28 protein-coding genes, 1 pseudogene and 1 CRISPR repeat array are annotated in these 19,954 nt (G+C 48.2%); of the genes and pseudogenes, 17 read left to right on the plus strand and 12 right to left on the minus strand.

Annotated elements, in window-relative coordinates; all coding sequences use genetic code 11:
- Positions 1-162: 162 nt before the first annotated feature.
- The 4 genes from ACKTT1_RS02375 to ACKTT1_RS02390 all read right to left on the minus strand — a co-directional run bounded on the left by ACKTT1_RS02375 (position 163) and on the right by ACKTT1_RS02390 (position 2,742).
- Positions 163-411, minus strand: a complete 249-nt coding sequence (locus ACKTT1_RS02375; RefSeq protein WP_412710050.1) for a hypothetical protein — start codon at positions 409-411, stop codon at positions 163-165.
- A 278-nt stretch (positions 412-689) separates the two neighbouring features.
- Complete coding sequence (locus ACKTT1_RS02380) at positions 690-887, minus strand: hypothetical protein (protein ID WP_412710051.1); 198 nt, start codon at positions 885-887, stop codon at positions 690-692.
- Positions 888-1,091: 204 nt separating this feature from the next.
- Complete coding sequence (arsB, locus tag ACKTT1_RS02385; RefSeq protein ID WP_412710052.1) at positions 1,092-2,321, minus strand: ACR3 family arsenite efflux transporter; 1,230 nt, start codon at positions 2,319-2,321, stop codon at positions 1,092-1,094.
- Entirely contained in the window at positions 2,311-2,742 is a 432-nt protein-coding gene (locus tag ACKTT1_RS02390) for an ArsR/SmtB family transcription factor (RefSeq protein ID WP_369017727.1), read from the minus strand. The genes arsB and ACKTT1_RS02390 overlap by 11 nt, the downstream gene beginning before the upstream one ends.
- 266 nt (positions 2,743-3,008) lie before the next feature.
- Between ACKTT1_RS02390 and ACKTT1_RS02395 the strand changes: the two genes are divergently transcribed.
- The 3 genes from ACKTT1_RS02395 to ACKTT1_RS02405 all read left to right on the plus strand — a co-directional run bounded on the left by ACKTT1_RS02395 (position 3,009) and on the right by ACKTT1_RS02405 (position 4,220).
- Positions 3,009-3,245, plus strand: a complete 237-nt coding sequence (locus ACKTT1_RS02395) for a hypothetical protein (RefSeq protein ID WP_412710053.1) — start codon at positions 3,009-3,011, stop codon at positions 3,243-3,245.
- A 3-nt stretch (positions 3,246-3,248) separates the two neighbouring features.
- Positions 3,249-3,377 carry a hypothetical protein gene (locus ACKTT1_RS02400; protein ID WP_412710054.1) on the plus strand — a complete coding sequence of 43 codons (129 nt, stop codon included), beginning with the start codon at positions 3,249-3,251 and terminating at the stop codon, positions 3,375-3,377.
- Between the two features lie 612 nt (positions 3,378-3,989).
- Positions 3,990-4,220, plus strand: a complete 231-nt coding sequence (locus ACKTT1_RS02405) for a hypothetical protein (protein ID WP_369017725.1) — start codon at positions 3,990-3,992, stop codon at positions 4,218-4,220.
- Between the two features lie 504 nt (positions 4,221-4,724).
- Here ACKTT1_RS02405 and ACKTT1_RS02410 read toward each other — a convergent pair.
- The 3 genes from ACKTT1_RS02410 to ACKTT1_RS02420 are packed head-to-tail and all read right to left on the minus strand — an operon-like array spanning position 4,725 to position 6,002.
- Positions 4,725-5,174, minus strand: coding sequence for a hypothetical protein (locus ACKTT1_RS02410; protein ID WP_412710055.1), 450 nt, complete (start codon positions 5,172-5,174; stop codon positions 4,725-4,727).
- A 34-nt stretch (positions 5,175-5,208) separates the two neighbouring features.
- Positions 5,209-5,607 carry an ImmA/IrrE family metallo-endopeptidase gene (locus tag ACKTT1_RS02415; RefSeq protein WP_412710056.1) on the minus strand — a complete coding sequence of 133 codons (399 nt, stop codon included), beginning with the start codon at positions 5,605-5,607 and terminating at the stop codon, positions 5,209-5,211.
- Positions 5,607-6,002, minus strand: a complete 396-nt coding sequence (locus ACKTT1_RS02420; RefSeq protein WP_412710057.1) for a helix-turn-helix domain-containing protein — start codon at positions 6,000-6,002, stop codon at positions 5,607-5,609. The genes ACKTT1_RS02415 and ACKTT1_RS02420 overlap by 1 nt, the downstream gene beginning before the upstream one ends.
- A gap of 316 nt (positions 6,003-6,318) precedes the next feature.
- On the opposite strand from ACKTT1_RS02420, the gene ACKTT1_RS02425 reads away from it, so the two are divergent.
- The 7 genes from ACKTT1_RS02425 to ACKTT1_RS02455 are packed head-to-tail and all read left to right on the plus strand — an operon-like array spanning position 6,319 to position 9,575.
- Positions 6,319-6,627, plus strand: coding sequence for a helix-turn-helix domain-containing protein (locus ACKTT1_RS02425; protein WP_412710058.1), 309 nt, complete (start codon positions 6,319-6,321; stop codon positions 6,625-6,627).
- 54 nt (positions 6,628-6,681) lie between these two features.
- On the plus strand, positions 6,682-7,068 hold the full coding sequence (locus ACKTT1_RS02430) for a hypothetical protein (RefSeq protein WP_412710059.1): 387 nt from the start codon (positions 6,682-6,684) through the stop codon (positions 7,066-7,068).
- The gene (locus ACKTT1_RS02435) at positions 7,068-7,817 is read left to right on the plus strand and encodes an ATP-binding protein (protein ID WP_369017720.1); all 750 of its coding nucleotides are present in this window, start codon (positions 7,068-7,070) and stop codon (positions 7,815-7,817) included. The genes ACKTT1_RS02430 and ACKTT1_RS02435 overlap by 1 nt, the downstream gene beginning before the upstream one ends.
- A gap of 15 nt (positions 7,818-7,832) precedes the next feature.
- Positions 7,833-8,144, plus strand: coding sequence for a hypothetical protein (locus tag ACKTT1_RS02440; RefSeq protein WP_412710060.1), 312 nt, complete (start codon positions 7,833-7,835; stop codon positions 8,142-8,144).
- Positions 8,145-8,153: 9 nt separating this feature from the next.
- On the plus strand, positions 8,154-8,612 hold the full coding sequence (locus ACKTT1_RS02445; protein ID WP_412710061.1) for a crossover junction endodeoxyribonuclease RuvC: 459 nt from the start codon (positions 8,154-8,156) through the stop codon (positions 8,610-8,612).
- Complete coding sequence (locus ACKTT1_RS02450; RefSeq protein ID WP_412710062.1) at positions 8,590-9,204, plus strand: AAA family ATPase; 615 nt, start codon at positions 8,590-8,592, stop codon at positions 9,202-9,204. The genes ACKTT1_RS02445 and ACKTT1_RS02450 overlap by 23 nt, the downstream gene beginning before the upstream one ends.
- Positions 9,177-9,575, plus strand: a complete 399-nt coding sequence (locus ACKTT1_RS02455) for an RNA polymerase sigma factor (RefSeq protein ID WP_412710063.1) — start codon at positions 9,177-9,179, stop codon at positions 9,573-9,575. Before ACKTT1_RS02450 ends, ACKTT1_RS02455 begins: the two co-directional genes overlap by 28 nt.
- A gap of 299 nt (positions 9,576-9,874) precedes the next feature.
- Here the strand turns inward: ACKTT1_RS02455 and ACKTT1_RS02460 are convergent.
- Positions 9,875-10,009: pseudogene (locus ACKTT1_RS02460) on the minus strand (arsenical-resistance protein); the annotation flags it as partial.
- Between the two features lie 70 nt (positions 10,010-10,079).
- Between ACKTT1_RS02460 and ACKTT1_RS02465 the strand changes: the two are divergent.
- A complete protein-coding gene (locus tag ACKTT1_RS02465; protein WP_412710064.1) occupies positions 10,080-11,324 on the plus strand; it encodes a DNA methyltransferase in 1,245 nt (414 codons plus the stop codon).
- Positions 11,317-11,985, plus strand: a complete 669-nt coding sequence (locus tag ACKTT1_RS02470; RefSeq protein WP_412710065.1) for an MjaI family restriction endonuclease — start codon at positions 11,317-11,319, stop codon at positions 11,983-11,985. The genes ACKTT1_RS02465 and ACKTT1_RS02470 overlap by 8 nt, the downstream gene beginning before the upstream one ends.
- Before the next feature lie 107 nt (positions 11,986-12,092).
- Positions 12,093-13,465: a CRISPR direct-repeat array (repeat unit 30 nt; unit sequence GTTTCAATCCCTTATAGGGAAGCTACAAAC).
- A 543-nt stretch (positions 13,466-14,008) separates the two neighbouring features.
- On the opposite strand, the gene ACKTT1_RS02475 is transcribed toward ACKTT1_RS02470, so the two are convergent.
- Together ACKTT1_RS02475 and ACKTT1_RS02480 are read right to left on the minus strand one after the other, a co-directional pair.
- Positions 14,009-14,179 carry a hypothetical protein gene (locus tag ACKTT1_RS02475; protein ID WP_412710066.1) on the minus strand — a complete coding sequence of 57 codons (171 nt, stop codon included), beginning with the start codon at positions 14,177-14,179 and terminating at the stop codon, positions 14,009-14,011.
- Between the two features lie 35 nt (positions 14,180-14,214).
- Positions 14,215-15,108, minus strand: a complete 894-nt coding sequence (locus ACKTT1_RS02480) for a hypothetical protein (protein WP_412710067.1) — start codon at positions 15,106-15,108, stop codon at positions 14,215-14,217.
- Positions 15,109-15,306: 198 nt separating this feature from the next.
- On the opposite strand from ACKTT1_RS02480, the gene ACKTT1_RS02485 reads away from it, so the two are divergent.
- Positions 15,307-16,500: an IS110 family transposase gene (locus ACKTT1_RS02485; protein ID WP_412710068.1), complete on the plus strand. Its 1,194-nt coding sequence runs from the start codon at positions 15,307-15,309 to the stop codon at positions 16,498-16,500.
- 98 nt (positions 16,501-16,598) lie between these two features.
- On the opposite strand, the gene ACKTT1_RS02490 is transcribed toward ACKTT1_RS02485, so the two are convergent.
- Positions 16,599-17,408, minus strand: a complete 810-nt coding sequence (locus tag ACKTT1_RS02490) for a hypothetical protein (protein ID WP_412710069.1) — start codon at positions 17,406-17,408, stop codon at positions 16,599-16,601.
- A gap of 63 nt (positions 17,409-17,471) precedes the next feature.
- On the minus strand, positions 17,472-18,530 hold the full coding sequence (locus ACKTT1_RS02495) for a tetratricopeptide repeat protein (RefSeq protein ID WP_412710070.1): 1,059 nt from the start codon (positions 18,528-18,530) through the stop codon (positions 17,472-17,474).
- A gap of 180 nt (positions 18,531-18,710) precedes the next feature.
- Between ACKTT1_RS02495 and ACKTT1_RS02500 the strand changes: the two genes are divergently transcribed.
- Genes ACKTT1_RS02500 through ACKTT1_RS02515 form a run of 4 tightly spaced genes read left to right on the plus strand, consistent with a single transcriptional unit; the run spans position 18,711 to position 19,924 of the window.
- Entirely contained in the window at positions 18,711-18,941 is a 231-nt protein-coding gene (locus tag ACKTT1_RS02500; RefSeq protein WP_412710071.1) for a DUF1659 domain-containing protein, read from the plus strand.
- Positions 18,942-18,956: 15 nt separating this feature from the next.
- On the plus strand, positions 18,957-19,175 hold the full coding sequence (locus ACKTT1_RS02505) for a DUF2922 domain-containing protein (RefSeq protein ID WP_412710072.1): 219 nt from the start codon (positions 18,957-18,959) through the stop codon (positions 19,173-19,175).
- Positions 19,176-19,187: 12 nt separating this feature from the next.
- Entirely contained in the window at positions 19,188-19,397 is a 210-nt protein-coding gene (locus ACKTT1_RS02510; protein WP_412710073.1) for a hypothetical protein, read from the plus strand.
- On the plus strand, positions 19,397-19,924 hold the full coding sequence (locus ACKTT1_RS02515; RefSeq protein ID WP_412710074.1) for a hypothetical protein: 528 nt from the start codon (positions 19,397-19,399) through the stop codon (positions 19,922-19,924). The genes ACKTT1_RS02510 and ACKTT1_RS02515 overlap by 1 nt, the downstream gene beginning before the upstream one ends.
- Positions 19,925-19,954: the final 30 nt, after the last annotated feature.

Below are 19,954 nucleotides of genomic sequence, written 5' to 3' on the forward strand. Positions count from 1 at the left end.
CTTAAAAAGCAACCCAGAAGTAGCGAAGGAACAGCCACGATGGCAATCGCTTTCAGGATTTGCTACACGATGAAGCTGACAATTTCCTGTCTTTGACGGTGGTAGCCACTATCCAGTCCAAAGATGCAATCTTTGAGTGATAAGCTAATTTTGCTACACCCTTCAATCGCTACGGAAAGCTGTGCAAGGAGGTGTACCCGGAAACGGTGGGTGGGAAAGAGAGCCCAGGTTTTGGGGTCGCGAATCTTTAACCTGGAGGATGTGAATGGTGTGGATGCCTGATGCGCTGTGCCCCAACATGGGATTGCCCGGGGAGTAGGGTAGGAAGGCTTGCGTTTTCTCCCTGGGGTTTGCTAAAGCTTCTGCGATAGCCTCGACCGGGCGGAGTACTTTCTCTTCACGGTGTTTCATCGAGGGGGCTAACCCTTGCAAGGCTTGGATATTGCGCCGTGTAATATGAAAGAGTTGGGGAAGAAAAGGGCTTGATCTGAACCCTGGTTGGGCCGTAGGACCGGACCGAGCGGAAAATCTCCAAAGAGAAGCCATTTTGCGAACGCTGGGGAGTAATTCCGCTATCTGCTTGCACTTCGCTCGCTGAGGGAGAAAGCCACCCCTTGCTGAGGGGAGGTTACTTGCGCAATGTGCAGGATAGAGTTTGGGGGCTACGGCAGTTTCTCTGGTGTTTTTCGTCAGCCACGCTTGTGGTTTTCGCCAGCGCTGAAAGCAAGGCTATGAGGAAGCATGCTGGCGAGCGCATCTGAAAATAAATGGGCATGCTGGAGAATCTGACCATGAACACCAATGCTGATAGGAAAACTCTGATACAAAAAAACCACGGGTTCCAACGAACCTTCCAACCTTTTCTCGTCGAGGAATCCAGCTTTCACTAAACACCCTCGACGCTTCAGGCTCAGGCTTTTGCTTTCCTTTCGGAAAGCTTCGAGCTTTTCCCTTGCGGGCTTAAGCTCTTTTTCCCGAACCTCAGGTTTTCTGATTCCTCAGAACCCGTGGCATAAACAATAATACCACCCCCTGATTACTCTGTCAAGGGGTGGTAGAAAAAATTTTGCAATTTTTTTCGTGTTTGGTTATCAGACTTCCTCAAAGGCTTCTCGAGCCACCATAACCTCTTCTTCCCGGGTGAACCAGTGGCTGGTTCGCAAGCAAATACGCACCAGCAAAAGCATCACCGGAACTTCAATCAGTACGCCCACCACGGTGGCTAAGGAAGCTCCTGAGGAAAGCCCAAAAATCATGGTGGAGGTGGCGATGGCTACCTCAAAGTGGTTGGAAGCACCAATCATTGCCGAAGGTGCAGCATCTTCATAGTTGAGTTTCAAAAGCCGGGCCAGGAAGTAACCGAGCCAGAAAATCAAGTTAGTCTGGATGAAAAGGGGAATGGCAATCCACAGGATGGTGAGGGGGTTGTCAAGGATTACTTCTCCCTTGAAGGAGAAAAGGAGCACCAGAGTGATAAGTAGCGCAACGATGGTAATGGGTGTTAAAAGGTGCAGGAACTTTTCTTTGAACCACTCTTCGCCCTTCCTTGTGATAATGCTTTTTCGTGTAAAATATCCGGCAACCAGCGGAAGTGCTACGTAAATGCTTATGGAAAGGAGCAGTGCCTGCCAGGGAACGGGAAGACGGCTCACGCCGAGCAAAAACCCTCCCAAAGGACCATAAAGGAGGAGCATGGTCAGGGAGTTGATGGCCACCATGACCAGGGTGTGGGCGTCATTGCCCCGGGCCAGATAGCTCCACACAAGCACCATGGCTGTGCAGGGTGCAATGCCCAAAAGCACGCAACCAGCGAGATACGAGCGCCACAGGGGTACGGCAAGCATTTTCAGCCCTTCAACCATGACCACCCTACCCACTCCGTAGGTAGCACCTACAGGAAGGTCAAGGCCAAAGGGCATTTTCACGTAATCGACGGCCTCGCTTCCTATCAGTCCCCGAAAGAGAAAGCCCAGGAAAAAGATGGCGATGGCGTACATCGTGAAAGGCTTCACAGCCCAGTTGATGAACAGAGTCAAGCCCACCGGTTTGAGGTTTTTCCCCGCTTTCAAGACGTTGGCAAAATCAATTTTGACCATGATGGGGTACATCATGAAAAAGAGACAAATGGCAATGGGAATAGAGACTACCGGGGCTTCACCAACGTAAATTGCCATACCGTCCAAAGTCTTGGCTACGTTGGGCGCAACTTTTCCAAGCAGGATTCCGCCCAGGATACACAAAGCTACCCAAAGGGTGAGGTAGCGCTCAAAAAACCCCAGCGTTCTTGCTTCCTGAGGAGTATTCTGAGTGTTATTTTTCATCGGAAATCACCTCTTTTTGAGTGGGTTGGAGATTGCTTTTAGAATTGACGCTTGACTTGCCCTGATTTTCACAGGCTTTGCTTCTTTTGCATATTTCTTTTAGAAGACGGGCGTCCTTTCGGGCTTGCTCGCTTTTTCCAGCAAAGTTGATGACCCACGCCAGGGCTTCCCTCGATGTAGGGGAAGCTTCATTTCCCGAAAGGAAACAGCGAACCCATTTCCCATCTTTCCGGGTTTCAATCAGGCCGGCCTGCCTGAGGATGGATAAGTGTTTGGAAACCGTGGAAGGGGAGAGCTGCAGAAGCTCTGTGAGATGACAGATGCAGTATTCTCCCTGGCTCAAAGCCAGAACAATGCGAATGCGGCTTGGTTCAGCAAGTGCTTTGAAGATGGTTACCAGGTCGTATACTTCGTTTTTCATTTCGTCGTTTTCCCAAATATCGAAATGTTTTGCGAAGCATTTTAGCAGGATTCTTGCAGATGGTCAAGTGGGTTAAAGGTTTTTCAGGAGCCGTTGCGTAGGTTGGATACTGCACATTATTGCTCTAAATCACTTTTAGCAAAAGCTCAAGTAAGAGCCAAAGATGCAGTGCTCCTTTAAACACTGCGAAGTGAAGTAGTGGGAAGGGGGAAGTATGAGCACAAGTTCTGAAGGCTTGCCGAAAAGCTTTTTCCTTTGCTTGGGGAATGAGTTTTCGATCCTTGCAGGTATGGTGGGAAAGCTTGGATTTTGGAATAGTTTGTGCTTCCACTTTGGAGAAGGTGATGGAGAAGAAAGTCAGGAACTCAAGGCAAGACAGAGAAAACCACTCCAGAGAATACAGAGCTTTGGTCCTTGATGGGATATGGTTTAAAGAGCGTAAGCGAAAAAAGGAAATGGAACTGGTAGCTTTGGGAGTGAGTCTGGTGGCAGCTCTGAAGTAGGGCATGAAGCGTTGCTCCTTCTCTGAGGGCAGCTCCTACCGGGAGAAACTCTGGATTACAGTTACAGTGTATCCTAAAGAAAGAGAAGTATGTCTTTCGCATTTTGGAAGGACTCTGGAGGGAATGCTTTAGAAGATTTACTGGCAAATCTTTGAGGTGGAGAGCTTCCAAAAAGCACAAAGGAAACGGGAGCTTTTCTGCAACAAGTGGCAGTGTGAAAAACCCACAGTAATGAAGCACTGCAGAAACGAAAAAGAAGGCTCTTTACCTCTTGGAGTCTTCCCTATCACCCGAAGTAGAGAGTGATCTTCAACACTGTAAGTTGACAATGCCGAGTTTTGGCTTGAGCTTCCTGCTCATTGCTTTCATTATTTATAATAAGGTTATAATGGCAATTTCTCTCACCTTTAAAAGGCGGGCTCTCTTGCTTTTATCATCTGCAAAGGTAGCCCGAAAACTATCCGAAAGGATAGATACTGACCAAAGATGGCAATCTAATATGCTGGATGCGCATATAAAGAAGGAAAAGAAAGCATCAGTAGACCAAAACCTATTGATTACCAGCACCTGTATAAAAAGCGGACCTATCAAATAATAATGCATACGGATGTTTTGCTGAATCCAATGATTGAAAGCCTCTTTTATGAGGTGGTTGATTATTTGTTCAGCATAAGGAGCCTATCAAAGAGGGGATTGGTAACTACCATAACTGCAATTGATAGAAAATAAAGAAAGGGTGAAAGCATGGAACCCAAAATAGCTGTTACTGATATCTTGGACTTGTGCAGGTTGTTAGGCATAGAGGAAGCAGTAATGCGCGAAGAAGAACCGATACCGCCGAATGTATCACTTGAAATATATCTGGCAAAAATGGAAAACCTAAAGATGAACATATTAAGACGCTTGCTTGATGCCAACATTCTAAAGTTCGAAGTAGAAGAAGATAAAGTAGTGCTGGAGCTGGTTATACAATAGATTTTTTCTATCCAATCTTTACCGCAGAAAAACGAGGAAGGAGGTTTGAAGCGCTGCCCTTCACCCCGGAAGGAAACCATGAATTGGAAAACAAAATAGCTGCATTCTCACCACTTTCACAAATCACTTCTTCTGGAGAAACTGCAGGATGCAAAAAGCACTGCTCTGCACAAAGCAGGCACCCATTTCCAAGGATATGCAAAGAACTGTTGAGCAGCTTCCAGGCAACTTGAAAAAAGCTTCCTCTGTAGACCAGGCAGCTTCCTCCCACCTTTAAATGGTGGACTTTCCCTTTCACGAGGGAAGCTTACGTGAATGTAGAGATTACCCCCAGCGTCTCTGTGGCACCTTCTTCAGAGGCTTAATTTGGTTGGTCCGGTCCCGACAAAGGCGATCAAGCGCTTTCTGTTTAGTGCAAGGGCTTTGTTCGGCTCAAACCCCGGGTTTTTTCTCATTCCCCTTGCCGGGCTTTTGTTGCGCTTTGGGGAAAACTGGGTTGTGGGTTCATTCCTTAAGTTCTATTTTGAGGAATATCTGGTATTCCTTGGCATCCGGGGGTTCAGGTGAGGTTCGAGGAGGCAAAATGCGCAAAATCACCATCCGGTATGCTCCGAAAATCATCTCCTGGGGCAGCTGGGATTCAACGATTTCCACATCCATTTCTTGGTTTCCGATTTTGAGGCGGGCAATCACCCCTCCTTCCCAAAAACACTCCATCCCCTGCGGACAGCGGGAGTCCTCAACAATTCCTTGAAAAGAAACCCTTACGTTGCTTCCTTCAACCACCACCTGCTCGCCGACTTTAATGCTGAACTCCTCCCCGGGTCGCACCCGTGCACCCTGGGTGCAGCCTAAAGTCAGTGACAAACTGGCTACCAAGAGCAAGGCCATGCAAAACCCCGTAACGCGCGGGCTTTTGGTCTGCTTGCGCGCACGAAAAAGCCACTTGCGCACCAATTTCCCCCCTTACACATTGCTGGTTCCGTGCTCAGGGATATTCCCAGCCCTCCTTTGCCTGCAAGTAGGCTTCCCGCAGGCTTTCGCTCATCAGGCACCAGGCGAAGTAATCAGCTTCTCGGTCTTCCCGGAGCAGTTGGTGTTCGTGTCCCAGCATGAGGGGGCGGAAGAAGTGGTTCCAGTGCAAAAGAAAATGCCCCAGCTCATGGAGGACCACCTGGGCCTGTTCCGGCTCGCTCAAGCGCTCGTTCACACAGATGTGGGGCTTGCCTCCCGGAATTTGCACCAGCATACCCCGCACCTCGACCAGGTCCCACCAGTCGACCACCACTCCCTGGCTCTCAGCAAGCATCACCGCTTCCGGGAGCGAGTTCACCTGGTCAAATTGTTTCGCCCGCTCTTCCACGATGTATCCAGTCCAGAACACCATTAGCCTTCTTGCTCCTTAACTCTGCGTTTTCTTCTTTGCTTTTTGCCTTTGCCTTCCTGCTCCAGCAGAAATTCAAGATAGGAGAGGATGTTCTGCTTGGCTTGAGGCGAGAGCTCGGAAACCCGCGCAAAAAAGAGAGTGTCAAATTCTTCACTGGTTTCCTGGAGTTTGAAGTTTTCATCTCCGCACTCAGCAAGCAGTCTTCCCAGGTCGATTTTCAGCACTTTGGCAATTTTTTCGAGAGTTGCCAGGCTAATGTTTTCCATCTTCCCCCGCTCGTAGAGTGAAGTGGTGGTCCTGGAGACACCGCACAGCTCTTCCAGGTCGCGCAGAGAATAACCCCGCATTTTGCGTATTTCCTTAAGCTTTGCTCCCAGCTTCTTCCTGTCAAGCATGTTCATCAACTCCATAAAATTTTTCTGGTGCACACTTCCATTTTGGTCAAAGAACATTGACTTTTTGTATAAAAAATCATATAAAATTGATGAAAGCTGTTTTCAAATAAAGTATTTCATTCCCAAGACACAGTCAAGATTATAAGACCGAGGGTAGGGGAAGTCAACCACAAAGGGATAAACCTCGCCTTTTAGCCCCGAAAGGCACCCCTTGTCCCCAAAGTGTGCAGTTTTTGGAAGCTGTGTCGCTCTTTCTGAGTAGTTTATGGAGGAAGAAACTGCACTGTGCAGTGCACAAAGAAAGGAGTGCTCAAAAATGCAAACTTTTATCAAGCTACCCCATGAAGTAGTGGTGAGGCTGGGGGAAATTGCTTGTGAAAGAAAGTGTCCTTCCGTGTTTCCAGTTTACCTAGCCCTACTTTTTCATGCTGACCGGAAAGGCAAGTGCTTTCCCAGTTATGAGCGGATAAAGGAAGTGTCGGGGATAAGCTCTGATGCATCAGTGAGAAAAGCCCTGCGCATTCTTGAAGAGTGCGGCCTGATCAGGAGGGAGAAAAGGCACGGTATGCACGGAAACAGTATCTACTACCTCCAAACTTCACTCAATGAAGAAACACTCAGTTAAGAACACACTTCAATCAATGAAGAATGCACTTTGCTCAATGGAGAACACACTTCAATGAGTGAAGCGCCAAACTTCAATCAATGTAGTCCTAAACTTCAACCATTGAAGAGCCAAACTTCAATGGTTGAAGAGGAACTATATTCATTTAACTATAACCATTTAACTATCTCTCATTTAACTAAAGGGAAAAACGAGAATGAGAGAGAGAAAGCAAGAACTTACCAACCTTTTGCTGAACGAGAGAAATGGGAGAAGAAAATCAAAGAAGCGATGAGCGCTTTGCTCGGCAGAGATATTGTTCCCTTAGAGCAGTACTTCTTAGAGAAAGCCCTTTTTTCCATTCCCGGTGAAGAGCTTCTGCAGTTTCTGGAGGAGCGCTACCTCAGCCACCCCCAGGAATTCAAAGAGCAGGGCCTTTTCATCCTGGAGGAAATCAGCTGATGAGTACCCCTGTTTCCTCACCTCCATGCTGTATCTTCTGCGGCAGGCCTTTCAGGGAGCAGGCTCTTCCTGAGCATCTGCTTCGGCTTCCCGGAATAGGGGAGAAGTTGCGTTACGTTCCCCAGTGTGACTGCTACCGCAAGGAAAGAGAGAAAGAAGAGAGGAGGCGCAGAGAAGAGGAAGCCCGCCGGCTGCAAGAGGAGCACTTTGCGGAGCTTTTCAAAAGGTCTCGCCTAGCTCCTCGTTTTGCAAAAAGGACCCTGTCCAGTTTTCATCCCCGGGACGCCAGGCAAGAAGAAGTGCTCCAGGTCTTTAGCGATTACCTGTGCTCTTTTGGGGAAGTGCGGAGCAAAGAACTCAACGGCATTTACCTTTTCGGTGCTCCTGCCCGAGGCAAAACCCACCTTGCAGCAGGTCTGGTGAACGAGCTTTTACAGCAGGGTGTGTTCTGCATTTATGCAAAGTGTGCGGAGCTTCCGCCTTCCCTGCGTGCGCACTTTCGGGATGGCGAAAAAGAAAAGGTAATTACTCCCTTGCTGGAAGCAGAGCTTTTGGTGCTCGATGATTTAGGAGCGGAAGAGCGCCGGGACTGGTTTTTTGATGATTTATACCGCATCCTTGATCACCGCATGGAGTGGCTGCTTCCTACGGTAATTACCTCTAACCTTTCACCTGCGGAAGTGTGTGCGCGCTACGGAAAAAGAATTGCTTCACGCATTGAGAGAATGTGCAAAATCCTGGAGGTCTGAAAGGAGGATAAAGGGATGGAAAGAAGCTTTGAAAATCGGGTACAACTTGCCTGCCGGCTTTGCGTCCGTGCCCTGGTGATTGAGGGGCAGGGTCCGGAAATCAGGCTGTTTCTGGAGGGAAAGACCAGCCGGGGGACGGTTTTTGTCCCGGCCATCATCCGGGGTGAGCTTGCGGAGCGGATGAAAGAGGAAATCCTTTTCTGGCAGGAGGGAGACCAGGTGTTCCTGGAAGGGGAACTTGACTGGGAAAGCCGCTGGGAAGGGAGCCGGGCGCGCTATCTACTCCTTGTCAACGTTTTGCGCATTCAGAAAGTGGAAGTTTTTTGAGGTGCTCCGGTGCGCATTTTAAGCCTTGACCCCGGAACTCGCAATTGCGGTTATGCGGTTTTTGAGGAGAACAGGCTCCTGCGCGCAGGCTGTATCAGGACTAACCCACCGGTGTATGCCGGGCTTTTGGAAGGGGTTTCTGCTTTGTGTGGAGAATACGCACCGGACCTGGTGGTGATTGAGGGTGTTTTCCGGCGCAAGGGGTATGCCGCCTTTCACCTTGAAGCTTCCGGCATCATCAAGGCAGTCCTGGAGCAAAAAGGAGTAAAGCGGATGAGCTATGTGCCCACCGAGTGGAAAAAACTTCTGCTTGGAAACGGCAGAGCAAAAAAGCAAGAGGTGATGCTTTTTTTGAGAAAAAGAGGTTACCGAGTAAAAAGCAGCCACGAAGCCGACGCACTGGCGCTGGCTCTGGCATATCTCACCGAAAAAGGAGGAAAAAACAGTGGTAATTGGCTTTGCTGGTAGCACTTGTTCTGGAAAAAGCACCACGGTGCAGGACGTCGCCTTTCTCTTGCGGGAGAAAGGACACAAAATAAAGGTTATTGAAGGGGTTAGCGAGCGCTTATTTAAGGTATATTCGCTTACCTTCGGCGTGCGTTCGCTTGAAGACCTGCGCAAAAGAGAGGACTTATACCTGCTTTTTGAGCAAGACTGGCTCGCTATACACCTTGAGGAGATAAAAAAACACCGAGAGGATGGGCGCATCTTGCTTTGCGATAGAACGGCATTCGACGTTCTGCCTTATTTCCTTATGCATTGTAGAAGAAGCGTTGACAAAGCAGTATTTGACAGCGTGCTTGAGAAGGTGCGCAGAGTAAGCGAAAAACCACCCTACAACGTTATATTCTTTCTCCCTCCGCTTAAAAGCGTTTCGGAGAACAACCACCCAATCAGAGCAAGCGAGGACGTAGAGACCAGGGAAGCACAGGCATATATCATAAAACACTTTTTACCACGTTCGCTTACCGTGCCGGTGGAAACCCAGGACCGAGTAGAACGAGCAGGCTATATCTCTTTTTTGATTGAGCGATGGATAAGCGAAAACGCGAGGAAGTAATGCGAGAAGCTCGATACTTTGAAGAACTGCTCCACAGAGAAGGCCTGTATTTGAAACGCCACCGCAGGGAAGTGCAGGCGTTTTCCTGGGTGCTTGATAAAGCGGTGTATGAAGAAAAGGAGAAAGGGGAAAAGGGGGAAATTGAAATCCCCCTTGAGATGCTTTCGCCCATGCAGCAGGAGGTGATTTACTGCTTGTTTTACGATATGCGCAGCCTGAACGAGACGGCGAAACACCTGGGTATCTCACGAAGTAGCGTGAAGGTGCATCGGGACCGGGCGCTTAAGAGGCTGCGGGAAGCGCTGGAAGAAAGAGGAGTGACCGGCTTACAAGGATTATCCGGGAAGGCCCGCTCTTTTGAAAGTGGATGAGGGGCAAATACGTTGCAGGTTTGAAATTGTGCGACCTGGGTTTTTTAAGCAGGAACAGGGTTTTTAAGCGGGAGCGGGGTTTTTAAGCGGGGCTGGTCCGAGCTTGAACCTCTGCAAAGAGAGATTACTTGCGCGGATGCGGGGGAACAATCCCTGCATCCTTTCACTTTCTTTGGTGCAAGAAAAACTCCCGCTTTTTGGGGTGGGAGTAAGTTGCCTCAAGTAAAAACAGGGGATAAGCGGGGGTGCTGAATGAGGCTTTCGGCGTCACTGCGAATCGACAACGGTTCGGGGCGGCAACGAAAAAATCGGGCCAGGAAGTAACCGAGCCAGAAGATGGGGTTGTTCTGGATGAAAAGGGGAATGGCAATCCACAGGATGGTAAGCGGATTGTCAAGGATTACCTCTCCCTTGAAGGAAAAAAGAAGCAGCACTTACTTTTTAAGGGGAGAATCGTGCTTTTGCGAGCGAAGCGATTCGGTTACAATAGAGTGGGATAAGACGATGGGTAACTGGGCAAAAATTATCATTGCTGACAGCAGGAGAATGTTGGAAGTCGAAGATCAGAGCGTAGATCTGATTGTTACCTCTCCTCCTTACTGGCACCTCAAAGATTATGGTGTTGAGGGACAAATCGGGTACGGTCAGAGCTTGCACGAGTATTTGCAAGATATCTACCGGGTTTTCAGGGAATGCTACCGGGTTTTGAAGCCGGGGCGGAGGTTGTGTATCAACATAGGTGACCAGTTTGCCCGCTCTGTCATTTACGGAAGATACAAGGTTATACCCCTGCATGCCGAATTCATTGCTCAGTGTGAAAACTTGGGCTTTGACTACTTGGGCGCTATCATCTGGCAGAAAAAGACCACCATGAACACTACCGGTGGTGCAAATGTGATGGGTTCGTATCCGTATCCTCCCAACGGAATGGTGGAAATCGATTACGAGTTCATACTTATCTTTAAAAAACCCGGACCGAGTCCTAAGGTTCCCAGGGAAGTCAAAGAAAGGTCCAGGTTGAGCAAGGAAGAGTGGAAGGAGTATTTCTGTGGGCACTGGTATTTTAGCGGCGCAAAACAGGTGGAACACGAAGCAATGTTTCCCGAAGAGTTACCTCGTAGGCTTATTAAGATGTTCACCTTTGTTAATGAACTGGTTCTGGACCCCTTTTTGGGAAGTGGCACTACGGTAAAGGCAGCTTTGGAGTTACAAAGGAATGCCGTGGGATATGAAATCAGCGAAGCCTTTTTAGAAATCATCAAGGAAAAATTGAACCTGAAAGACTCCTTGTTTCAGTTTGATCGGGTGGAATTCATGAAGCGAACTGGTGGGGTGGAGCTTGATAACCTGGATTACGTCCCGCGCATTAAAGATACTGTTCCCAACGTCGACCCCAGGAAGTTTAATTTTAAACACGGTCACCTCTACCGGGTAGTGGAGATCGTCGATGAGCAGACGCTTCGCTTGGATACAGGCTTGAAAGTTAAGTTTTTGGGCGTTGTGGTGGAAAACAAGCAAAGGGTGCTTGAATATCTGAAAAATTATCTTTTGGGTAAGGAAGTTTTCCTGCGTTTTGATAATGGGGCGGTAAGTGAAAAGGACACCGTGGAAGCATACGTGTATCTCAAAAACAGAATTTTCGTTAATGCCTATTTGATAAAGTCTGGCTTGGCCAAAGCAGAGCGGGGTAAAGAGTACCGGCATAAAACGAAGTTTGTCGCACTTGAGGGAGAGCGATATAGTGCCTAGGGAATGGATACTGAATATGGCAACCAACAGATGGGGTCTTAACAGGAAAAATAGTGTAGGACCGATAGCTCAGTGGATCCGGGAGTGCGATCCAAAAACACCTGCGGATTGGGAACAGGCGTATTACCGGAAGCTCGCTGTTTTCCTTAAAGAAAAGGATTGTTCTTTGTCTCCCCAGGAGTACCTCGAGGAGTTGGGAAGAAAGCTTTACGTTAAAATCACAGAGGTTATTCAGGCGGAAATAGAAGAAGTTACCGAAGAAGACTGCACTGCATACATTCGCAACCTGGTAATTGAAAGGACCTACAATGGGTATGTAGCCGAGATAAAAACGGTGTATGGAAAATTGCAAAGAGCGCTAAACGTCGATATAAAACCTGCTCCTGATGAGTGGGATCGGCTTTACAATGTGGATTTTTATATTCAGGTGGGTAAAAAGTACATTGGTTTGCAGATAAAACCCATAACGTACCAACAAACACCGGAGCTTCACCGGTGGAAACAATGGCTTGCTAAGACTCATAAGCAATTCGAGCAAAAGATGGGTGGTAGGGTGTTCGTTGTTTTTTCTGTAACGAAAGGCAACGATAAGGAAATTTATAATCCAGAAGTAGTTGAGGAAATACGAAAGGAAATAGAAAACCTTAGAGAAGAGGATTGAAGCGGTTCAGAGAGGAATTTCTGCTTTGTGAAGGCTTTATTCCCTCAAAAAGTATACAGTGCTTGCGAAATGAGCATACTTTCTGCAGTTTGAAGCCTTCTTTTTTCCTTTCAATCCCTTATAGGGAAGCTACAAACGGGTTTTTTTAAAGAACTTTGAGAGGAGGAGAGAAAAGTTTCAATCCCTTATAGGGAAGCTACAAACCTGATTATGTCTCGTAACACCATTTCGTCTACTTTTTGTTTCAATCCCTTATAGGGAAGCTACAAACGTGGTGGTAAAGTGGAAAAAATGATATTGATCCCAGGCGAAAGTTTCAATCCCTTATAGGGAAGCTACAAACGGCGGGTTGTGCTGTCTGGTGCTGGCCAGGAAAAGCTGTTTCAATCCCTTATAGGGAAGCTACAAACTTGACGTGTGTGGAGGGAAGTTTTTGCCGAAGGATCGGTTTCAATCCCTTATGGGGAAGCTACAAACATGAGTCTGATGTTCAAGAACTGTGGATACTGTCTTAGTTTCAATCCCTTATAGGGAAGCTACAAACCTTTGGTGCTCTTTTTGAGGAAGGGTGGGAAGAGGAGGTTTCAATCCCTTATAGGGAAGCTACAAACACCGTAAACGCAAAGCACAAGCTTCTCTTTGTTCTGCGTTTCAATCCCTTATAGGGAAGCTACAAACCCTGACTTGCCCCAAGGGTGGCAACAGGAGCCATGGTTTCAATCCCTTATAGGGAAGCTACAAACGCATAGCACAGCCAGTCCAGCGGTTTTTTGAGGCCCTGTTTCAATCCCTTATAGGGAAGCTACAAACAAAAGCACCTACAGCAAATCCACTTAAATCTACGGGGTTTCAATCCCTTATAGGGAAGCTACAAACTTTTGACGATTTTCTGAGGCTTTTGAGGGGAGTTATGTTTCAATCCCTTATAGGGAAGCTACAAACACGTTCCAACTCTTCGTGGCTTTTCTCAAGGTCATCAGTTTCAATCCCTTATAGGGAAGCTACAAACAGGGGAGAAAGGAGGAGAGAAAATGAATGAAAAAAGTTTCAATCCCTTATAGGGAAGCTACAAACAAAGGCGAGTTGGCAGAGCTGAGAAAACCACTATAGTGTTTCAATCCCTTATAGGGAAGCTACAAACAGAGCAAGTGTTCTTTATCAAGGAACCCCGCAAAGTGGTTTCAATCCCTTATAGGGAAGCTACAAACAGACAAAAATTTCTGCAAGGTTGTGTGCAAGGGTATGCGGTTTCAATCCCTTATAGGGAAGCTACAAACAGCTACATACAGGCCCAAAAGTTGCGCATAGCCATAGGGGTTTCAATCCCTTATAGGGAAGCTACAAACTTTCAACACCGTATTTCTTCTGTGCCCAAGCAACAGCGTTTCAATCCCTTATAGGGAAGCTACAAACTTTCTGAAAGCCTTTCTATGTCTTCTTTGGCCTGCTTGTTTCAATCCCTTATAGGGAAGCTACAAACCCGTAAAAGGGTTATAAATAAAGGCTTTTTAAAATCGATATTCACTTGTCAAGGTGCGTATCTGAAACCATTAAAACATGAACTAATCCCCATGTCAAGAGACTTACAACCCATTTTCATTTTTCTGTCGATCCCCAGGGGTTTTCCGGTTACCGGACATCGACAGAAAAATCACCCCGCATTGACCCCCAAAATACCCTCAAACCCCCACCGAAAGCCCCAGAGAAGCCAAAATACCCTAAAACCCGCATGAAAACTCAATCAGAGGTCAAAACAGCACTATTTCGAGAAGCATTTTCTGTCGATGTATTGGAAGCAAGAAAAGAAAGGTCTTCCAGAAAGAGAAAAAGTTCAAAAATCGTGAAAGAAGGAGGTGTTGAAACAACAAAGAGACCCTGAGGTTCGTCATGCTGAATTTATTTCGGCACTCAGGGTTTGGATTAAAGCCAGGCAAGCTGAAATAACGAGATCCCGAAATAGACCCTGAAACAAGTTCAGGGTGACGGCTACGCCATCAGTTCAGGGTGACCAAAACCCCTGGTTTTAGTCAGTTCGGGATGACAAAAGCGGAGCTTTTGTCAGTTCAGCATGACCGAAATCAAAGATTTTGGTCAGTTCAGGGCGGTACTGACAAGGCCGGTACCGATTCACAATGGCAAGCAGAAAAACACACAAAAACAAACTGGGGACAGCCGAAAAAGCTCCCTTTTCCATGCTTCCAGCTGTCCCCTTAGTTTATGGCTTGCTTTTTACGTCCCAGAGGTTCCAAACGGTAAGTCGGAAAGATTCTCCTCTAATGTCGATATAGTGATTGAGAACGGCTGAGATGGTGGGTTCTGGTAGGAGTAGTTGCCTAAATTCTCATAAACGGTCATGGCGTATACCTCGAGCGTGAGTTCTTCGTCATTCTCGCTTTCAGGGATTTCCTGCAAAAAGCTGAAAGTTTCTTCCTGGGGTGTGGGAAAGCTGGTTTCTTCTTCAAAGAGTTCTGTGCCGTTAAGGGAGCCGTTTCTTAGGTGGTAACAACCCTGGGGGTGCTCGATGTCGACCCCGAGGTAGTGATGGACGTCCAATGGCGGAATTGGCGGAATGCTTCCTATCACTGGTAAAGATAAAATCCCAGCTTTTATGGATATGGCATTGTTTTCTCTAAACACATTGGTTGCTGGGTCAAAAGTTACCGTTTCCAAAATCGTGCTTCCATCGGGAAAGCGGTAGCCCACCTGGAAGGGAGTGGCCACGTTGATGTTGGCGAAAAGGTAAAATACCTGCACACCGGCTACCTCCAGGAAACCACCCCCTTGTTCACTTCCGGTGATACTGAGAGCAATGGGTTCTGCGCCCGGGTCCTCACCAAGCCTTTGTGCAAGCTCGGGCGAGGGAAAGAGCACGAAAGCAGGCCTCGTCGTTTCGAGGGTGGTGATTCCATCCGGGTCGCTTTCAAAAGCACGTATGGTGCCCGGCCACACGACAAAATCCAAACCTTGGGCCGCTTCTTCCTGGGTTTCGGTTGAAGCTTCTTCCTGGGTTTCGGTTTCCTCCTGGGTTTCTGGAGTGGTGGTTTGCTGTCCGCATCCTCCCAGAAGGAGGGGCAGCAGAAACAAAAAAAGCACCAACAGCACTAAAACCCGCCAAAAACGCATTTTTCCACCTCCTACGAATAATTATGGTATAAACTTAAAAGGGACAGAGGACCATGTTCCCCTAAGCCTTAGAGCTTCACAAGGAGTCTGTCCCCCGTCCCCAAAGTCCCTATTGGTTGGTTTGGCTACCAAGCCACTGTCAAGCGGGAGATAGGACTTGGGACGAAAAACCAAAAATAACTTTTGCGAGGTCTGGCCATGAACAAAAACTCCTGGCAGTATTTCATAGGCATTGATGTTTCCAGGGACAGGTTCACCTATGCAATCATTGATGCTTCTTTGCAGGTGCTCAGTGAAGGTCAGCTGAATATGAACTTGGAAGGATTCACTGCCCTCAGCCAGCTCACAAGCTCCTATCCCAACTCCCTGATTGGTGTGGAGTCGACCGGGGGTTACCACCTCAACCTCCTGGCCTTCCTGATTACCAATCAGTACCCGGTGGCACTCATCAACCCAGCCCTCATCAAAAAGTTCTCTCAGGGCATCACCCTGCGCAATACCAAAACTGACCGCATTGATGCCCTCACCATCGCCAGGTTTCTGCTCAAAAACCTGGAAGTGATTCCTCACTTCATCCCCGACAAGCTGGATGACCTGGCTGCCCTGGCCAGGGTGAGGGAAAGCCTCACTCAACAGATTGCCAGAACCAAGACCCAGCTCAAACAGCACCTGGTGGTGGTCTTCCCAGAACTGGTGGCTCACTGCAACATCTTCACCGATTTCCTGCTCTCGGTACTTGAAGAATTCCCCACTCCCCATTCGGTTTGCAAAGCCTCCCCAGGCAGAGTGAAGGCTGTCTTCAGAAAGCTCAAAGCAAGAGGAAGAAAACCATCTCTCAGTGCTGCACAGTTCCTGGAACTTGCTCAAGCATCCATCGGTACCTCCACTGCCAACTATGCCCTGATCATCAAACATGAAGTGGAAATGCTCAGGTTCCTCAACCAGAAGCTCCAGGAGATTACCAGGCAGTTCATCGAGGAAATCCAAAAGAACCAGAGGGACAACTTTGAACTCCTCAAATCCATCAAGGGGGTTAGCGACGTTACCTCGGCTCATTTTCTGGCTGCAGTCAAGGACATACACAGGTTTGAAAACCGAAGGAAACTGGCTGCCTATGCAGGTATTGACCCTTCTATCAGACAGTCTGGCTCTCTGTATGCTCGAGGGAGAATCAGCAAGAAGGGCTCCCGGTCTTTGCGGCGATGTCTCTACCTCATGGCAAGTGGAGTGATGCGCTGCAATGAGTACTTTAGAGCTTATTACTTGAAAAAGAGAGGGGAGGGAATGCCCCACAGAAAAGCCATGATTGCCCTCTGTAACAAGCTGTTGAGAGTTATCTTTGCTATGCTCAGGAAAGGTGAAAAATTTGTTCCAGTTACACATTATTTATAGTTGACTCCTTGGAGCAGGTTATTTTAAAATAGCAGAGGCACTAATACCCGCAAAAGAGCCAATTTTCTTCCCGCAATGTACCGTTTTCCTTCCCTGGTTTACTCACTTCCCACTATCCACAGGGTTTCGTTGACCAGGTCGGTTTCAGCGCCTCCAAGAGGATGACCACATTTTGCGGTTACCTTTCCGTTGAGTCCCACGTTGAGGGGTGAATCTGAGGAGTCAAGGTGAACCACGACCATCCCTTTGGCTTCGCCACTAAAAACGGTCATGGTCGTTCCCTGCACGCCCACTCCCAGACCAAACCAGACTTCGTTACGCTCCAGGTCATATTTTACTTCTCCAACGATGCCCTCTCCAGCAGAGAGTTCAATCCGCTTTTTGTCGTAGTACTTGATAGAAAAGATGCCCAGGTCTATTCCTAACCATTTGTCGAGGCTGGGGACTTCTTCGGGTTCTTCAGGGTCTTCCGGGTCTTCTTCAAGGTAACGTTCAACATAAGCTTGAGCAGAGAGCCAGGCTTCAAAATCACGTGCTGCTGCTTCTTCCTGAATTGCTTCCATTTCTTCCTCGAGGATTTTGCGCTCCATCAAAACGGGTGTGCGAGCTGCTTGCCACCAGGCAACCACCGCATTCGCATAGTGGAAGTTGGCAAACGAGGCAACTTCTTCCAGGTGCTTGCGCTCGATTTCCTGATACTCAGGTGGCACCATGTCGATGAGCATGGCTTCTGCCTGCCAGAGGCGGTGCAGAGCATCAACCGTTTCCGCCCGGGCTTCGGCCAGGAGGGTGCGGAGCCTCCGGTGAGTGGGAATCAGGCTCGAAAAAGCTTCTTGGAGGTACTGAGTGCTGATGATGGAAGCTACCCCAAAATCTGACTGCGGTGCTGCTTCTTTCAAGTGTTCCATGTATTCTTTGAGGTATTCTGCCTGGCGTTCACCCTCTTTTTGAATTAACTCCTGAATGCGGCGCTATTTGAAGGCCCTCTCGGCAAGGCGCAGGAATTGGTCCTCATAGGCTTGAATAACCTGAGCTAAAAAGGGGTAATTTTCCCTGGCTTTTTTGAGCTCCTCAAGAGCAGGAAGGAGCATTCTTTCCTCGGTAGCGGGCTGGAACCCGTAAGAACGCATTACCTCCCGGTCCTTTGCAGAGAGGCTGTTCCATACCTCAAGGGGAATTTCTTTTCGAAAGGCTCCCGAAAGCGCCGGTTCTGCTGCCTTGCGGGTTGAGTGGTTTAAAACTTTGCTGAAGAAGTGGTCCCGCTCTTCTGAGAGCACGAACGTTCTGGCATCTTCTTCCAGGGCAGGAAGATTCACCAGTTGCCGGGGAAGAGGAAGGGCAGTCAGGCGGCGGTTGGCTTCGGCAACCACTTCAGCGTGTGGTGCACTGTGGAGCGCTTCCAAGCTCTCCGGGTCTTTGGGGTCAAGGTAAGACCAGTTCAGGGCACTTCTTGCTTCCTGGGCTGGGTCACCTCTGATTCGGGCAAGCTGTACCCCTAAGCGCTCGGTAAGGGCCAGTCCAGGTTCTGCGTTGCGGGCACGCTTGAGACACACTTCGGCACGCTCCAGCTTTCCCTCCCGCAGGTAAAGGATGGAGAGGTTCAAAAGGGCTGGGACATAGTTGGGCCAGCGCTTTTGAACGTAGAGGAGTAGCTTCTCGGCTTCGTCTTTACGGTCGAGAGTAAGGAGCACGGTAGCCAGGTTGTTGAGAAGATCAGGGTTTTCCGGGTTACGGTTTGCTGCCTCTGTGAATGCCCAGAGTGCTTCAAGGGGACAAAAGCGTGCAAAAAGAACCACGCCGGCCTGATTGTAGAGCTGGAATTCCGGCGCTACGTGGCGCTTTGCACGCACTTCTTCCCTGATGCGCTCTTTTACTTCCGGAGATACTGAATTTCTCCCTTCGGTAAGCAATTGGGAAAGCAAACTCTGGATAGTTGTGCTTTGCGGAGCTGCGGGAAGCTGGGCAAGCGCTGGGAACAGAAAAACGAGTAGAGAAAGCAGCACACAAGCAACGGCCAGAGGAGATTTCATGACAGCAATTTCCCCTCCCTGATGGATACAAATGTCCTCTTTGTCAATCAAAATAGAAAAATACTGGTCTTTTGTCAAGGTCTGGGGCTGGACAGGATGGTTTCAGCTTTTCTCCCTGTCGCCCACTTTGTGTATTTCCTGGAAGCTTCCACAAAACACCTAAAAAAGGAGGTATCTTGAATGGCTGACCCTGTAGTGGTTACCGAAATGCCAAATAGGTTACGCATTCGCTTTGATGAAGGCATTGATCCTGAAACTGGAAAGTCTGTTATCCGCAGTAAAAGCTACGGCAACATCAAAACCGGTGTTCCACCCCAGGTGGTTTACGACTTTGGAGTAGCTCTGGCCGCACTTTGTGCTAATCCAGTGGTTGAGTATGTGTTTGAAGAAGACAAAGCGCTGACCAGCTAATAGGAGGTGAACGCAATGGCCAAAACCCTGTACATGCGCTTTCGCAATGCTGACGGCGGGCTGTTCACCCTGTCTTTGCCTAATCCCAAAGACGGACTGACTGATGCCGAAGTGAACGTCTTAATGGATCAGGTGATTGCAGACGACATCTTCAACACTTCTGGTGGCAGTTTAGTTTCCAAAGACTCTGCATACATTGAAGACACCACAGTAACTGCAATAACACTCACTTAACCTTGAGTAATGGTGAAAGCAAAAAAGGGAGAGGTTGCCGCCTCTCCCGAAACCTACATCATTCTAAAAAGCATTGATAAGCTGGATAAAAAATTCACCCAGTATGAAAAGCGCATTCTCTCCTTAGAGAAAGAAATTGCTGCGCTCAAGGTCTGGGGAAGCATTCTCTCTTTCCTGATTCCCTCTCTGCTTTTATCCCTGCTTTTGCGAGGTTTGAAGTGATGCAGAAAGAAAAGCACCTCAGAGCTTATGCGGAACTGCTGAAAATATTCGTTCAGGACATCCTGGACCTACTTAATGAAGAAGAAAACGAAGGAGAAGCGCAAGAAAAGCTCACACTCGATACTTTGCGCATAAACGCTTCAGAGCTCAAGGAGCGCTTCTCCTTTCCTGGTGAAGTGGAAACCATTTTGCACATTGCAAAGCAATACTTCCCGAAAACACCGGAGCACTATCCGGTGAACCCCTTTGCGCTGCTTCTTGCCATTCGTGAAGCCGAACGAGGAAGAAAGGGTTTCGAATTCGGCATTGTGAAAGCAAAAGACACCGACTTAAAGACCCAATGCAAGTATGCTTGCGAAACCATAAAGAACAATTTCCAGCGCTTCAAAGAGCAAGAAAGCGAGCAGGACTTTATCGCTTTTTTAGGTAAGCGCTACGCTCCCATTGGTGCAGAGAACGACCCCAACAACCTAAACCAGTATTGGGTGCACAACGTGCGCTTTTTTTATGAACGGTTTAGGAAGTAGCACACGCCTGAGAAGCGCTCGAAAAGGTTT

The sequence above is a fragment of the Atrimonas thermophila genome (assembly GCF_045864955.1).
Classification (GTDB): domain Bacteria; phylum Atribacterota; class Atribacteria; order Atribacterales; family Thermatribacteraceae; genus Thermatribacter; species Thermatribacter velox.